Origin of the sequence: Pseudalkalibacillus decolorationis (assembly GCF_024609785.1) — a bacterium.
Taxonomy (GTDB): Bacteria; Bacillota; Bacilli; order Bacillales; family Fictibacillaceae; genus Pseudalkalibacillus; species Pseudalkalibacillus decolorationis.
The window spans coordinates 355,722-368,940 of record NZ_JANHJQ010000002.1; the positions used below are offsets into that span (position 1 = coordinate 355,722).

Annotated in this window: 15 protein-coding genes and 1 pseudogene; 3 read left to right on the forward strand and 13 right to left on the reverse strand. The window is 39.7% G+C overall.

Annotation, left to right across the window (positions count from 1 at the left end; genetic code table 11):
* The first annotated feature begins 251 nt into the window (after positions 1–251).
* Entirely contained in the window at positions 252–1,307 is a 1,056-nt protein-coding gene (locus tag NON16_RS03630; protein WP_257347170.1) for a M20/M25/M40 family metallo-hydrolase, read from the forward strand.
* Positions 1,308–1,400: 93 nt separating this feature from the next.
* Here the strand turns inward: NON16_RS03630 and NON16_RS03635 are convergent, their stop codons facing one another.
* The 3 genes from NON16_RS03635 to NON16_RS03645 form a co-directional block, all read right to left on the reverse strand.
* On the reverse strand, positions 1,401–1,994 hold the full coding sequence (locus NON16_RS03635; protein ID WP_257347172.1) for a TetR/AcrR family transcriptional regulator: 594 nt from the start codon (positions 1,992–1,994) through the stop codon (positions 1,401–1,403).
* A gap of 62 nt (positions 1,995–2,056) precedes the next feature.
* A complete protein-coding gene (locus tag NON16_RS03640) occupies positions 2,057–3,544 on the reverse strand; it encodes an NAD(P)/FAD-dependent oxidoreductase (RefSeq protein ID WP_257347173.1) in 1,488 nt (495 codons plus the stop codon).
* A 450-nt stretch (positions 3,545–3,994) separates the two neighbouring features.
* Positions 3,995–4,714, reverse strand: a complete 720-nt coding sequence (locus NON16_RS03645) for a DUF6022 family protein (RefSeq protein ID WP_257347253.1) — start codon at positions 4,712–4,714, stop codon at positions 3,995–3,997.
* Between the two features lie 180 nt (positions 4,715–4,894).
* Between NON16_RS03645 and NON16_RS03650 the strand changes: the two genes are divergently transcribed.
* Positions 4,895–5,362: a MarR family transcriptional regulator gene (locus NON16_RS03650; protein WP_257347175.1), complete on the forward strand. Its 468-nt coding sequence runs from the start codon at positions 4,895–4,897 to the stop codon at positions 5,360–5,362.
* 333 nt (positions 5,363–5,695) lie between these two features.
* On the opposite strand, the gene NON16_RS03655 is transcribed toward NON16_RS03650, so the two are convergent.
* The 4 genes and pseudogenes from NON16_RS03655 to NON16_RS03670 form a co-directional block, all read right to left on the reverse strand.
* The gene (locus NON16_RS03655; RefSeq protein WP_257347255.1) at positions 5,696–6,124 is read right to left on the reverse strand and encodes an SRPBCC domain-containing protein; all 429 of its coding nucleotides are present in this window, start codon (positions 6,122–6,124) and stop codon (positions 5,696–5,698) included.
* A gap of 81 nt (positions 6,125–6,205) precedes the next feature.
* Positions 6,206–6,376: pseudogene (locus NON16_RS03660) on the reverse strand (alcohol dehydrogenase catalytic domain-containing protein); the annotation flags it as partial.
* Positions 6,377–6,590: 214 nt separating this feature from the next.
* A complete protein-coding gene (locus tag NON16_RS03665) occupies positions 6,591–7,460 on the reverse strand; it encodes an alpha/beta fold hydrolase (RefSeq protein ID WP_257347177.1) in 870 nt (289 codons plus the stop codon).
* 236 nt (positions 7,461–7,696) lie between these two features.
* Positions 7,697–9,181, reverse strand: coding sequence for a PAS domain-containing sensor histidine kinase (locus NON16_RS03670; RefSeq protein ID WP_257347179.1), 1,485 nt, complete (start codon positions 9,179–9,181; stop codon positions 7,697–7,699).
* 204 nt (positions 9,182–9,385) lie between these two features.
* On the opposite strand from NON16_RS03670, the gene NON16_RS03675 reads away from it, so the two are divergent.
* Complete coding sequence (locus NON16_RS03675) at positions 9,386–9,727, forward strand: hypothetical protein (protein WP_257347181.1); 342 nt, start codon at positions 9,386–9,388, stop codon at positions 9,725–9,727.
* 48 nt (positions 9,728–9,775) lie between these two features.
* Here NON16_RS03675 and NON16_RS03680 read toward each other — a convergent pair whose 3' ends face one another.
* The 6 genes from NON16_RS03680 to NON16_RS03705 form a co-directional block, all read right to left on the reverse strand.
* Positions 9,776–10,297: an acyl-CoA thioesterase gene (locus tag NON16_RS03680; RefSeq protein WP_257347183.1), complete on the reverse strand. Its 522-nt coding sequence runs from the start codon at positions 10,295–10,297 to the stop codon at positions 9,776–9,778.
* A gap of 186 nt (positions 10,298–10,483) precedes the next feature.
* Positions 10,484–10,615 carry a hypothetical protein gene (locus tag NON16_RS03685; protein ID WP_257347185.1) on the reverse strand — a complete coding sequence of 44 codons (132 nt, stop codon included), beginning with the start codon at positions 10,613–10,615 and terminating at the stop codon, positions 10,484–10,486.
* Between the two features lie 617 nt (positions 10,616–11,232).
* A complete protein-coding gene (locus NON16_RS03690; RefSeq protein WP_257347187.1) occupies positions 11,233–11,700 on the reverse strand; it encodes a DMT family transporter in 468 nt (155 codons plus the stop codon).
* A gap of 28 nt (positions 11,701–11,728) precedes the next feature.
* Positions 11,729–12,427: a Crp/Fnr family transcriptional regulator gene (locus NON16_RS03695; RefSeq protein WP_257347190.1), complete on the reverse strand. Its 699-nt coding sequence runs from the start codon at positions 12,425–12,427 to the stop codon at positions 11,729–11,731.
* Positions 12,428–12,455: 28 nt separating this feature from the next.
* Complete coding sequence (locus NON16_RS03700; protein ID WP_257347191.1) at positions 12,456–12,881, reverse strand: DMT family transporter; 426 nt, start codon at positions 12,879–12,881, stop codon at positions 12,456–12,458.
* A gap of 138 nt (positions 12,882–13,019) precedes the next feature.
* The coding region (locus NON16_RS03705) for a hypothetical protein (RefSeq protein WP_257347192.1) at positions 13,020–13,219 on the reverse strand (200 nt) is incomplete at its 5' end.

Sequence of the window (13,219 nt, forward strand, 5' to 3'; positions counted from 1 at the left end):
GCTCAATAGCAAATTTGACTTGCTCACAAAAGTCGATTAATTTCTCTTCATATTCGTCCCATGCTATGAGCTGCTTTCGATAATCCGAGTATTTTTCACTGTCACTAGGCCCTATTGAATGTAAGATAAATTTAACTAGAGCTAAGAAGATCGAAGCGCGAAAAATGGTGTTGAATGAGAATCATTTTGTTTTTGGAAGGATATTCGTTATGATTGAGTAGGTAATTAGATGACTAGGAGGTATTTGTTTTATGAATGAACAATCACATGAATTTTTACAAGAACTGCTCACTACTCCTTCCCCCTCTGGATTTGAAATGGGAATTCAACGAAAGTGGATTAATTATGTTGAAAAGTTTGCTGATAAAGTTGAGACAGACTATGCAGGTAATGCTATTGGTATCGTCAATCCTGAAGCACCATTTAAGATTCTTATAGCGGGACACTGTGATGAAATTGGCTTTATGATCAATCGCATTGATGAGAATGGATACATACATTTTACTAAGCTAGGTGGAATAAGTCATAAGCCTGCTATCGGTATGAAGGTTGAAATCCTCGGATATAAGAAAACGGTAACAGGGGTAATCGGTGTCAATGCGGAACATCATGGTGGAATTAACGATAAGTTTGATTTTGAAGATCTCTACATCGATTGTGGGGCAAAGAGTAAAGAGGAAGTTGAACAATATGTGCAGATTGGCGACTTAGCGATCTATAAACGTGGTGTTGAATTTCTAATGAACAACCGCATTAGTGGACGGGGACTTGATAACAGAACAGGTGCTTTCATCGTTGCTGAGGTGTTACGAAATGCAGCAGAAAAGAATCCAAATATCGGTGTGTATGCAGTCAGTACTGTAAACGAAGAAACGAATATGGGTGGCGCATATTTTGCTGCAGCGAACATTAAACCAGATTTCGCACTTGCCATCGATGTCACGTTTGCAACAGATTACCCTGGAGTCAATCGAAACAAGCACGGGGATATTAAACTAGATAACGGGCCTGTTCTTGCTAAAGGTGCTCCAATTCATTATAAGATCAATAACTTGCTTGAGGAAAGTGCTAGAAAGCATCAGATTAATTTACAGTATGAACTGACTCCAAGGGTTACCGGTACTGATGCAGATAAAATGCGATTAACAGGTGTAGGAGTTCCGATTGCTTTGGTATCTCTCCCCCTTCGTTACATGCACTCACCTGTTGAGACAGCAAGCTTAAAAGATATAAACGATGAAATTACATTGATTTCAGAGATGATCCATTCACTTCAAGGCGACGAGAACTTAAAGCCGCTTGAATAGAAAATAATAAATTGGAAAAAATGGGTTGACTCTTGCTAAGGAGACAACCCATTTTTCCTGTTAGGAACATAAAATTGATCACTAAAACGCTCCTTAACACCTTAAAATCCTCAACAACATACTAACTGATGGCATCTGGTAATTTTCATCCCTATGCATATCTAATGTCATAAGCCCAGAAAGCACTGATAAATAGCAAGATATCAGTTCCCTGGGGTCCCCGGCTGCAAGTTCTCCTACTTCCTGCCCTTCTTTGAATAAGGGTTCCAAGATATCAATATAAGTTTTCATCGAATTTTTATCGATAAGCTGATTAACCTCATCAGGTACTTCATCGGACGTACGAGCTTGATGCATCAGCATGAAATATAATTGCCCATCTTCCTGAAGTATCTCGTCCGTTAAAGTTTTTATTTTTTCGATTGGTGAACCAGGAAGCTTGTAGACTTCCATTATACCGGCAATAGATTCTTGTACCGCCTGTTGAACGAGTGATATAAAAAGTTCGTTTTTCGATTTAAAGTACCGGTAAAGAAGACCTGCACTTATGTTGGCTTCAGTAGCGATCATGCTCATTTTTGTTCCGATGAGCCCTCTCCGCGCGAATACTTTAAGAGCTGCCTCCATAATTTGTTCTTTACGTTCATCACGAATCTTCTGTAATTGTTGTTCATTTAATGGGGTCAAACCACGTACACTCCTTTTCTTTCCTACCCACAGTATATATGATAACGCCTGTTGAAGTCATTTTAACTTTGTGAGTAAGACAACTGAGAAAAGGAAGGTAAAATCTGATCCAAAACATCTTCCAATGGATTACCATACGCTTGTGAAAGGTTAACAAGTAACTTTTTGCCTTCATCCGATACAGAAAGAACCTTCATAACCATTTCCGGATTCATAATTGCGCGAGGTGAGAGTGATAATGTATTGACTGCCCAGTACATTCCATAGAGCATCCAATCATGTTGAATAGTCGCCTGTTCAAGGAATAGAGCCAAATATTTCTGACCGAAAGATATCCCTTTAAGTGGCTCGGAACCTACATAATCTACACCTTCCCATTGGAGGTCATTAGCAATATTCAACCACCACGCCGGCTCGATTATATCCTGTAGTTTTTGAAGAACTATTTGTTCAAAATTTTGTTTAGGTTCTTTTTTTTGTTTACGTATACAGGTCTCAAGTGCTTCTACTTCCATTCCGGCGACCGTCATTCCCTGACCGAAAATTGGATCATATATACAAAAGGCATCTCCCAATACTAACAGTCCGGATGGCCAATGTTTCATTTGTTCAAAATGATGACGGTACAATTCAGGAACGCGATATCCTCGAGGTGATGTGATTGGTTCAAGATTTTTCAATAAATCGCTGATTATCGGACTTGGAAGTGAAGCAAACGCCCTTTCATACTCTTTTGCATCTGTAGGAGGATGGTTTCCACCAGGTCGATAAAGTACCGCCTCTGCAATATTATTTTCAATAAAGGAAAATACTCCAGTAAACGTCCCATTAGCTGGCTGACCTGCAATATTAATGACATCATACTTTTCTGCTAAATGCATTTGATGGGGTAGGAGTTTATAACGGCGCGTACTATATCCAAGTGTGACTCTCAATTTGTCTGGCTTTGGCACAACGTAACCTAACTCCTCAAGCCATAAAGCTAGCTTGGATGACCGTCCACTTGTATCAATCACTAGATCGGCAAACAAAGATTGCTCCATTCCGTTTTGTCCACGTTCCCTTACCTGGACTCCTATAATCGTAGAGCGATCAAGAGTTGGTAATAAACAGACAACCTCATTCTTTATTATGAAGCGAATATTTGGGGCCTTTTGAACACGGCAGCGAAGTACCCATTCAAGAATTACTCTACTGAACTTGACATCGTTTCTTGGATACGGACCTACCTTACTCCCATATTGATTTATTTGATGGACCGTCTTATTCAATGATGAAGGAGCACCCAATTTCAATAAATCATCTTGATAATCAGGAAAGAGTCGTTCTGTAATTTTTCTACCTCTTTGTGTGAAACGGTGTGGATGAAAAGCCTGAGGTGTTCCCTGTCGGTTCTCAGGTTTATCAGGAAGCTGATCCTTTTCCACTATAAGAACCTCATCATAATAGTTAGAAAGCATTTTTGCTGTCATTAAACCAGCTATACCGCCACCAATAATAATTACTCGTTCCCATTTCCCGGTCGTAGGTGTGTACCCCAAATCAGCCATATAACTTCACCCTTTCCAAAATTAATCTGGTAAATTCTTAAACAATTTAACCTTTACTTTCAAAAGCTTCCTGTTCTCAAATCCATATCCTAATGATGAATGAATTATTCATTCATCATTAGGATATGGTAGTTTAATTAAATTGTCAACAGAATCTGTACAAATAAGGCTATTTGCTTTCAACGTCTTAAAGCCGCATTCTTCAATTGAAAGATGCGGCTGTTTTAAAAAAGAGAGGTTTGTTTTTTAATCAAATCTCCATTGTGAACCGAAGGGTTTGGTATAGATATTTTAGTTAGAACTAGTAACATATGACAAACCGCAATCTGCACCGAAATCACTTTCGCAGATTACGTACAGAGACCTTGTTTTTATTGAAACAACAGACAAAGTCATTTAATTATGGTACTCCCTTAGAAGGTCGTTAACTTACAGTGCTTATCTTAATGTCTACTTTCTTCCGATAACAGGACGTTTAAAGAACGTGATTAGCCGCCCCTGATAAGGAACAACCGACGTTAGTTCCCAGTTATTACGTCCCCAAAGAGAAAGGGCATGGTCCATCATCCCCTCGGTCATTTCCGGGTTATCGGTTTCAAGACAATCCCCCAATCCAACCTCAACACTGTATTCCCAACCGTGATCCCCTTGTTCATCGTTGTCGATTTTTTCTGTTAAAAAGGTACCGGTGAATTCGTTATATTTGGTGATGCGGCTGGAAGCGTGGGAAAGCGCCTCGACGATCTCGCTTCTTTCCGTCTTCTCAAGTGCTATGATTTCCGGCGAACGGGGTATACGAAACTGCGTATGATCGTGAAAAACACGGGTGACTAAACTCCCCATTGGAGTACCATCGGCATGTTTGCAAACATGCCACATGCACCGTTCCCGTTCTTCCGGTGGCCCCCAATACTCCACGGAAGAAGCCAAATGGTCAGACTCCAAGACAATGCCTTCATGCTCAATTTCTTTGATCAAAGGCCCGAACAACTTACGCCCGAAGACACCGTAAGCAAATTCCCCCGACTTTTCAAATGCATCCTGAAACTCCGATTGATGTTCTTGTAATACGGATTTCCAATTATTCCGAGTATATTGATTCATATAATTTGCAAGCGTATGAATAGTGATCTCTTGATTTTGAGAAAGAACCTCTTTCAGTGAATTCATCAAAAACACCTCTCAATTTATTTTTCCCACTCATATAAGACATCTCCTTGCATAACATTGTTAATCATTTGCATTGAACTATAACTGTTTTTGATATAATATGTTGAATTAGATTCTTATCTTGTTTGATAAATATCTTACCTCGTGAGATAAATTAATTATATGTGGAGGTTTATCAAAATGTCAATAGAAAATCTATCAAGGGAACAATTATTAGAATTGTTCAATGAGGAATTGCGAAAATTCAGCACGGAAACCATCCTGTTTCATCAAAACGTGGCTGAAAAACTGGACTTGAATTCGACAGATCACAAATGCCTAGATATTATCTTACGGAACCATCCGATGACTGCCGGTAAGCTGGCAGAAACGACCGGATTTACAACGGGGACCGTTACTGGAGTGATTGACAGACTTGAAAAAACTGGTTATGTGTACAGAGATAAAGATCCGAACGACCGGAGACGTGTTATCATTCATGTCCATTCTGACAAAGTGGAGAAAGAGATCCACCCTCTCTTCACTTCTTTTAGCCAATCAATGATAAAACTATTTGAAAAATATAATGATCAGGAGATTAAATTTCTTTTTGACTTTGTGGTCCGCAGCCAATCTATACTTCGCGAAGAGTCAAAGAAATTAAAATAACGTGGAAATCATGTTCAACTGGTAACCTAGCAGATTTATGTGTTGACTTTATCTTTCAAAAAAAGGTCATTGGTAAAAAAGCCGAGGATCGATGAGAACTTCATCCAGCATTAAGGTGAAGTGATCAATTAACTCATCCAAATCCCAATTTCTTTTCAAGACTTCTCCTCCTAAAAAGGTTCCTATAATGGTGAGTATCAGAACAATACGGTTGAAATCAGTATATCTAAGCTAATATTTTAGCCAATATGAATCACAAAAACTCGATGTTCCATTTACAAAACAAAAAAACACCAGTGTTGGTGTTTTTTAGCTGCGGCTATTTCAAACGATTTATACCTTTGTTAGGTATTCGTCTAATTGATCAAAAGTTCCGGTAAATCCTTCCTGAGTCATCTCTCGTGAAGCCTCTAAGGTCCTGATCTCTTCCTCAGTCGAGGATACGGGAACCACAATCATTGTAAGGGTTGTTTTTCCTTCATTCTCGATGAAAGTCAAGGTATTTAGGGTTTCCATAGGCCAACTTGAGTTAAAAGGTGCACGTACAATGTTACCTTCCTCATCAGAAAAGAAACTGGTGTAAAAGAGTTTCTCTGGTGTAATAATTTCACTGTATACAAATTTAACCCACATTACGTCGCCGTTAGCAGGTTCCTGGCTGTAATGAAAGACACCGCCCAGACGGAAATCTAATTTAGAAACATCAAACGTCCATCCTTTTGGCCCCCACCAGTTCTGTAAATGTTCTGGGGTTTGGTGAATGCCTTAAACACAAGTTCACGTGCAGCATTGAAAGTATGAGTGGTTTCGATTTCAGTCGACATTGTGATTCCTCCAATAATTTTAGTTATCCTTCTTTTTATAAAAGCCTTGGACCCCTTCGCCTACTTGATCAATAATACCTGCGAATTCATTTCCTGGAATTTCCGGAAAACTAACTGTCTGTCCAGGTGGAATCCATCCTTTACGTACCCTACAGTCAAACGGGAGCACGCCAGTTGCCTTGACCTGGACACGAACCTGCCCTCATGAGAAATTTTTCCTTCAACTATAGAAATTACAACCGAGAACTGTAGCAGTTATCTTTTCAAAAAAATCTCATAGACACCATCTTTATTGATGTTTCCCAGCTTTGGTGGTTCCTGTATTTCTATTTTGTAAGGGAAAGATCAAAAATATGTTAAAACTTCATATGAAGTTGCTAGTGGTGAGCCCTCTTCTTCAATTGTCAACTGGCTTCCGTGTGCCGCAAAATGGCAGAGACGACCACGTCCCAGACCGCCCGAGGCAGCTCGTGTCCCGTCTGTTCCAAGGCAATCAATTGGGCATCAGGAATCTCCTTCTCCAGTGCAAGTGCATTGCCGTAGGGAAAGAAGGGGTCCTCGGTTCCATGAATCACGAGTGTCGGGGCCCTCATCTCACCGAGTCGTTCCCTCCAACGATCGCCTTTGTCAACAAGAGGTGGGTTTTTCATACTCGACGCAATGTTTGCAGTGCGATCGAAGATGCGACCTGCAAGGTCATGTTTAGTCGCTTTGTCAAAGAAATGTGAATTGGCAAGTGCGTGTTGAAAACCGACAATGTATTCGATCACTTCCGCCCGATTTGACCAGTCTGGCTCCGGTGCTTCTTTAATGTATGCCATGAACTCCTCCGAATGTTCTGGAAGGTCGGGATCAGTAGGCCCCTGAGCGTTGGGTCTTGTTGAAATCAGAGTTAATGATGTAACCCGATCGGGATAATCAAGTGCTGCCAGTTGGCCAATCCATCCGCCTACTCCGAAACCCACTAGATGGGCGTTGGGCAGGCCGAAGGTGTCGAGGAGGCCGACGACGTCCGCAGCCAGATCGCGGAGGCTGTACTGCGGATCCCCCGGCTTGTAGGTGGCAGATCGACCGAAGTCGCGGGTGTCATAGCGAATAAGGAATCGGGAGCCTGCCGCGAGGCGCTCGCAGAACACGTCCTCCCACCAATGCATTGAGCAAGCCAACGGCGCGCCGCTGATAAGGATGATCGCCGGATCCGCAGGATTACCGAAAGTCTCGACGCAGAGGTCGACCCCGTTAGCTTGGACTACCCTTTCGTTGTTATTTGTCATATCACTTCTCCTCCTTTGTACTGGTTGTCCGATTGTTTCCTGTGGTATTGTTTTGATCTTTTCTATATAGATCAACTCTTTTCATAAGATTATCACATACACTTGCTGAGTATTTCTTCTCGATTGCTCAATTATAATTTCAGTATTTAATAAGAGAAGTAGCTCAAAAATATCAGATATGTGTAATTATTAAAAATACCACAGGTATATGCCCTGTAGTAAGTTATCACCCTTGTTTAGGATGAAGATATTGGTAAGGTTATTGTAATCGTAGTACCGACATTTTCCTTACTATCAAAGTTTACAGTACCTTTATGATTTGCGATTATTTTCTGGCTGATCATCAGGCCGAGCCCCGTTCCTTTATCCTTTGTTGAGAAAAAGGGCGTTCCAATCATTGATAATGTTTTCTCTGGCATACCGTCCCCAGTATCTTTAAATTGGACCTTGAGGTAGTCATCTTCTTTATACAACGTTACAAAAATTTTCCCTCCTGCACAGGAAGCTTCGATCGCATTTTTTAAATAGTTGAGAAATGCCTGTTTCAATTGATTTTCATCACACTCGATTGTAGGAATGTTATCGGAATAATCCGTCACGATTTCAATATTGTCAACAATTGCTTGGGTGTTCGTCAACGTCAAGATATGATTCAATAACCTCTTTATACAAGTCTTTTCAAATTTCACAACCTGCGGTTTTGCGAGGAGTAAGAACTCACTTACAATTAAATTGATTCTCTCAAGCTCTGAAAGCATCAGTTCGTAATAGTTTTTGGATCCGCTGCTACTATTTGAGTGAAAGAATTGCAGAAATCCTTTTAAGGACGTTAATGGATTTCGGATTTCGTGTGCAATACTAGCTGCCATTTGTCCGATTACCGCAAGCTTATCTGAATTTCTAAGCAGCTCCTCTGTTTGCTTTCGTTCGGTTAAATCTCGTATTACCATAACAATTGAATCAATTCGATTGGCTTCATTTATTACAGGTGTACATTTCGCTTCTAATGCAATTTGGTGACCATCTCTATGTAGTTCACGATACTCTAAATAAATCGGGATTTTCTCTTTTATCAATGTTTTGAATTGTTCAACGATTACCGGATAATCATGTGAATGTATGTAATTAAAATCCCGCGCTTGTTCATAAAAGGCAGGCGCTCTCCCTAACGTTCGCTCATGTGAGGGGGAAGCGTAAGTAATAAACCCATCAAGATCTAACACTCGTATTAAGTCATCGGTGTTTTCAGCAATCAGCCTATACTTTGCCTCACTCTCTTGAAGTTTCACACGTGCATTTTTCTGAGCTGTAATATCTTTAACAAGGTTGGCCATCGCAATAACTTTACCGTCTCGGTTTAATATAGGAGAGTAGGTGATACTGACATCAATAAGAGTCCCATCCTTTTTCTTGCGTACGCTTTCAAAGTCGACAATAGTCTCTCCAGCCTTAACTCTTTCTTGTAAATGCTCTACTTCATGGCGGTAGCTTTCATCTGGGATGGTAATCACTTTACTTCCAATTAGCTCATCTCTTGAATAGCCGAAAATTGTTTCTGTGGCTTTATTCAATTTTAAAATATTGCCGTTGAAATCAAAAAGCCCAATGGCATCTGCTGAATGATCAATAAATGATTTCCAGTAGGTATGATCAATGTGTAAATCTGTTTCGTCATCAGTTTCGGTATGTACTGAGGTATCTATTTGTTTATCCATTGACATAACTTAACCCCACCATTTTCTATTTTCATGCTCATATACATAGTTTGACAAAATGTACTTAATCCCTTTATTTTAATTTATTAAATTTTTGTTCCTATTTTACCGGATTTTTTAAACCAACCTTATAGAATGAATGTTTCTATGTTTAAGCAAACGTTCATTCAGGGAATGGTAACTATATAACAAACGATGAGGTGATCCAATATGACTAATCGGAAAACATACTTCGTTTCACCAAAAGGAGATATTCTACCGATGGATACAGATGCACGCCTTCAATTATTTGAAGTAAGAGCGACAGGTGAAGAACTGAATCGGTTTGAACTTGCCATAAAGGAATTCGATTCAGCTGAGGACGTTGAGAAAGAAGATTTCTTTAATCCCGCTCATTTTAAAGAAGGTGCTGTCGATGAAGATCGACGAATGACTTTTAGTAAGATTGCTAATATTTATAAGTGGATTTACACACACGGAACATCCAAAACAAAATTTGAAATTGAGAAGATGAACATCCTTCCAAAACTAGAAGAAAACCCAAATCAATAAGGAAAACCGGGCTTACTCACTAAGAGTTGGTCCGGTTTTGTCAATCACCTAACATTCCCATGGCTTTTGTGTACCAAACCTTTGCGCCAGTTGCTTACTTTCCTCTCTCCGCTTCCTTCGTCGTTCTGCCCGTTTCGGAGCCCCGTCAAAAAGCCTTTTTTCTTCGTCTGTTTCTGGAATAACTGCTGGAACTGGTGTTGGACTTCCATCTTCATCTACTGCCACGAAGGTCAAGAAAGACAGTGCACAAAGCTGACGTTCTCCAGTCAGTAAATTCTCAGAGATGACCCTCACAACTATCTCCATTGAAGTACGGTGAGACCATGAAACAAATGCATCCAAACATACAGAATACCCTTCTTTAATCGGGTGCAAAAAGTCTACTGAGTCACTCGATGCGGTAACTACATTTTTTCGTGCATGTCTTGTTGCTGCGATTGCAGCGACATCATCGATGTGTGCCATAAGCTTTCCACCAAATAATGTCCCATGATTATTTGTATCAGGAGGTAATACATGACTACTTTTAACAGTCCGTGATTCGTTAGCCTTTTTTGGTGTTAATGACATTTTCCATGCTCCTTTTCGAACAACCATTTATGAACTATCCCTATCTTATACGACCGTATCATATCTCATTCATTAGATGCACGCAAATAAGCTTGGTAAAACCAAGCTTATAAGGATTGGAATAAAAGTACTATCCCCGAAGGTAAATACACTTCGGGGACTAAAGTATTAAATTTCATTGCACTTTTATTTCTTTTTTGATTTTCTTTTCTCAATCTCCTTTTTAATTAAAGGTACTGCCTTTTCTTTTCCATCTTTGATAGCTTTTTTTACGGTTGGATGATTGGCCAGATCTTTTAATTTAGAGAACTTTGACATAAATTCCACCTCCTTAAATACTAGAATGAATGAGAAAAGCGCAAGCGCCCTGCTTAGCCACGAAGGTCACTGGAAGACCGACGAGGAGGCTCGGCCCAAACAAGTTCGGTCCTGCGTGGGAATATACATGATGTAAATCAGTGTGTTGCCGCCGCAGGAGGGCTGAAGTGATCCAAGTGGTTGGGCGCTGGAGCTGGACATTACATCCATGCCGCAAACTTTTATACTTTCTTAACGTGTAAAAAAAGCCTCATCCAGTCTTCTGGATAAAGGCTTTAATGAAACAAAAAAGACCTTACCATGAACTGGCAAAGGTCTCGCTTACAACAGTGTTGTCAACAAAGCCGGGGAAGATCCCGAAGTGACGACTTTGTTGTCCAGCTACTCCCCTTTGGAAAAAGGAAATCCATTCAGTTTATAATTTTACTTTAATTGATAACATTGCTGCAGTCAACTTATTTTATTCATGATAGTCTATAGCCTGCTTTATTCTTTCCAAAGATTCGTTGACTATTATTATAATTATTGATTTATCATTACTTTCTATGACTTCGATGGTTATGTCCTCGACTCTAATACTTATCGGGAAATAGATTGTCGTGCAATTCGTTCAGTCCTTAATTAGAATGGCTTGTCTCATTTTCGGACCCGGGGCTTTTATACTTAAACACTAAAACGCCGCCTATAATGATAATAATCCCTGCAAGCTTATTAAAGCTATATGGAATTTGTTCCAAACCCAGCCAGCCCATTGAGTCCCAAAAAAAGGCTGTACTAAGCTGTGCAGTTAACACAATTGATATTGTGAAAGTAGGGCCAAGTCTCTTTATGGCTTGCACAAGACAAAATACAACGCCTACGCCAATAATTCCACCAAACCAGTACCAAGTTTCTAGTTGATTGAGTTGAAAGCTGCTTAGCCCTCCTACAAGTAAGCTTACCATCAATGAAAAAACAAACCCCATTCCCAATGCAATTACGGTTGTTGTCCAATTACCGGTTTTTTCATTTACTTTATTATTAAATACTGTTTGCAAGCTGATTGCTGCGCCTGCAGATGCTGCTAATAAAATGCCCATTACCATGATATGTCCCTCCTTTTTTCAACTACTCTTATTCATAAAGATTAGGATCAGCCAAGTTGATTAAGCTTTCTCTGTTCACAATTGTGATATATCCTTTTTGGCGCTCTATCCATTTCTCTGATATCATTTTATGAATGACCCGATTCAAATGTCTGTAAGAGGTCCCTAGTAAATTTGCTAAATCAACCATGTTGGAGGTATGCAGGTCCTCTACAAATTCTTCATCCTGCTTAGAGGAGGAAACAGACAATAAATAGCTGGCTAACCTCGTCTCAACAGGGTGTAACATGTTAAAGTTTGTGAAATTTGAATCGATATGGAATTTTTCTGTAATCACTTTAAGCAAGAACTGAAGCATAGGAACGGAATTTGCCCCATGCTTATCAATTGAACTATAAGGAATTTTAAGAACGTGCGAACGGGAAACGGATTCTACCGTATTGACAACAAGACTTTTACGGATGTACTCAATGTCCCCAATTGCCTCAAGTGGTTTTTTAAAACAAAGGACTAGTATTTTTCCTTGAACTGAGCTCGTGTAAACTTTAATTTTTCCATGTAGTAAAATGTAGAGATGTTCAATCGGTTCGCCTTGAGAACAGATTTTTTCTCCTTTTTCAAATTGATAAAGAGCTAATCGAAGACGCAAGGGTTCTGGAATTACAGTTTCCAGTTGGTGCTCGGTTAAATATTTACTTATTTGTTCTTGGTCTTTAATCTCATGCATGAAGTATCTCTCCTTATAGTATTTTTGTTTACAATTGCATGACAATGACCCCTGCTATCATCATACCTATCCCTATGAACTGAGGTACGCTCAGCTTCTTTTTTTCTAATCCAAACAATCCCTTAGCATCAATCAGAAACGCCATAACTATTTGGGCAATTAAAAGCACCGACATTGTTAATGTGACACCAATACTTTGTATAGCTGTAACTTCGTTAAATATGATAAAAAGTCCAAAAGCTCCTGCGAATAAATAAGGCGATTTCACTCTCTTTATCTGCGTATAATTGCCATCTCTTACGAATAATAAGATGAACGATGCCAGTATAAATCCAGTAAACTGCGTAACAGTAATCGTCTGCAAAATTCCTATATCCTGGCTAATTCTAGAATTAACCACCGCTTGCAGTGTAATACATATTCCGCCAAGAACAGCATATATAATTCCTTTCATTTCTAATTACCTCCTTCCTTTTTTATTAAAATATACACCGTACTTTACGTTAAAGGACATATGTCCTTCTTTCTTAAAAAAGCTGCTTGTCACACTTTAATATACGCCTCGCCCCCCTTTTAATTAAAGAAAACTTGGCTAGCACCAAGCCTTAGCGCTGGTGATCGCCATAGTTGCACTGATATGAACGAAACTGTCAAGCCCCGCCAACTTTTGGGCAACCTTAACTAAGAGTGCACTTTTTGGTGTTCTCTTAACGTCTATTTGTACTCCATATGGCTCTTTACGTGAGCAGGATAAGCGCACGGCACGAAGGCAAAGATCTCTACATCGGTCAA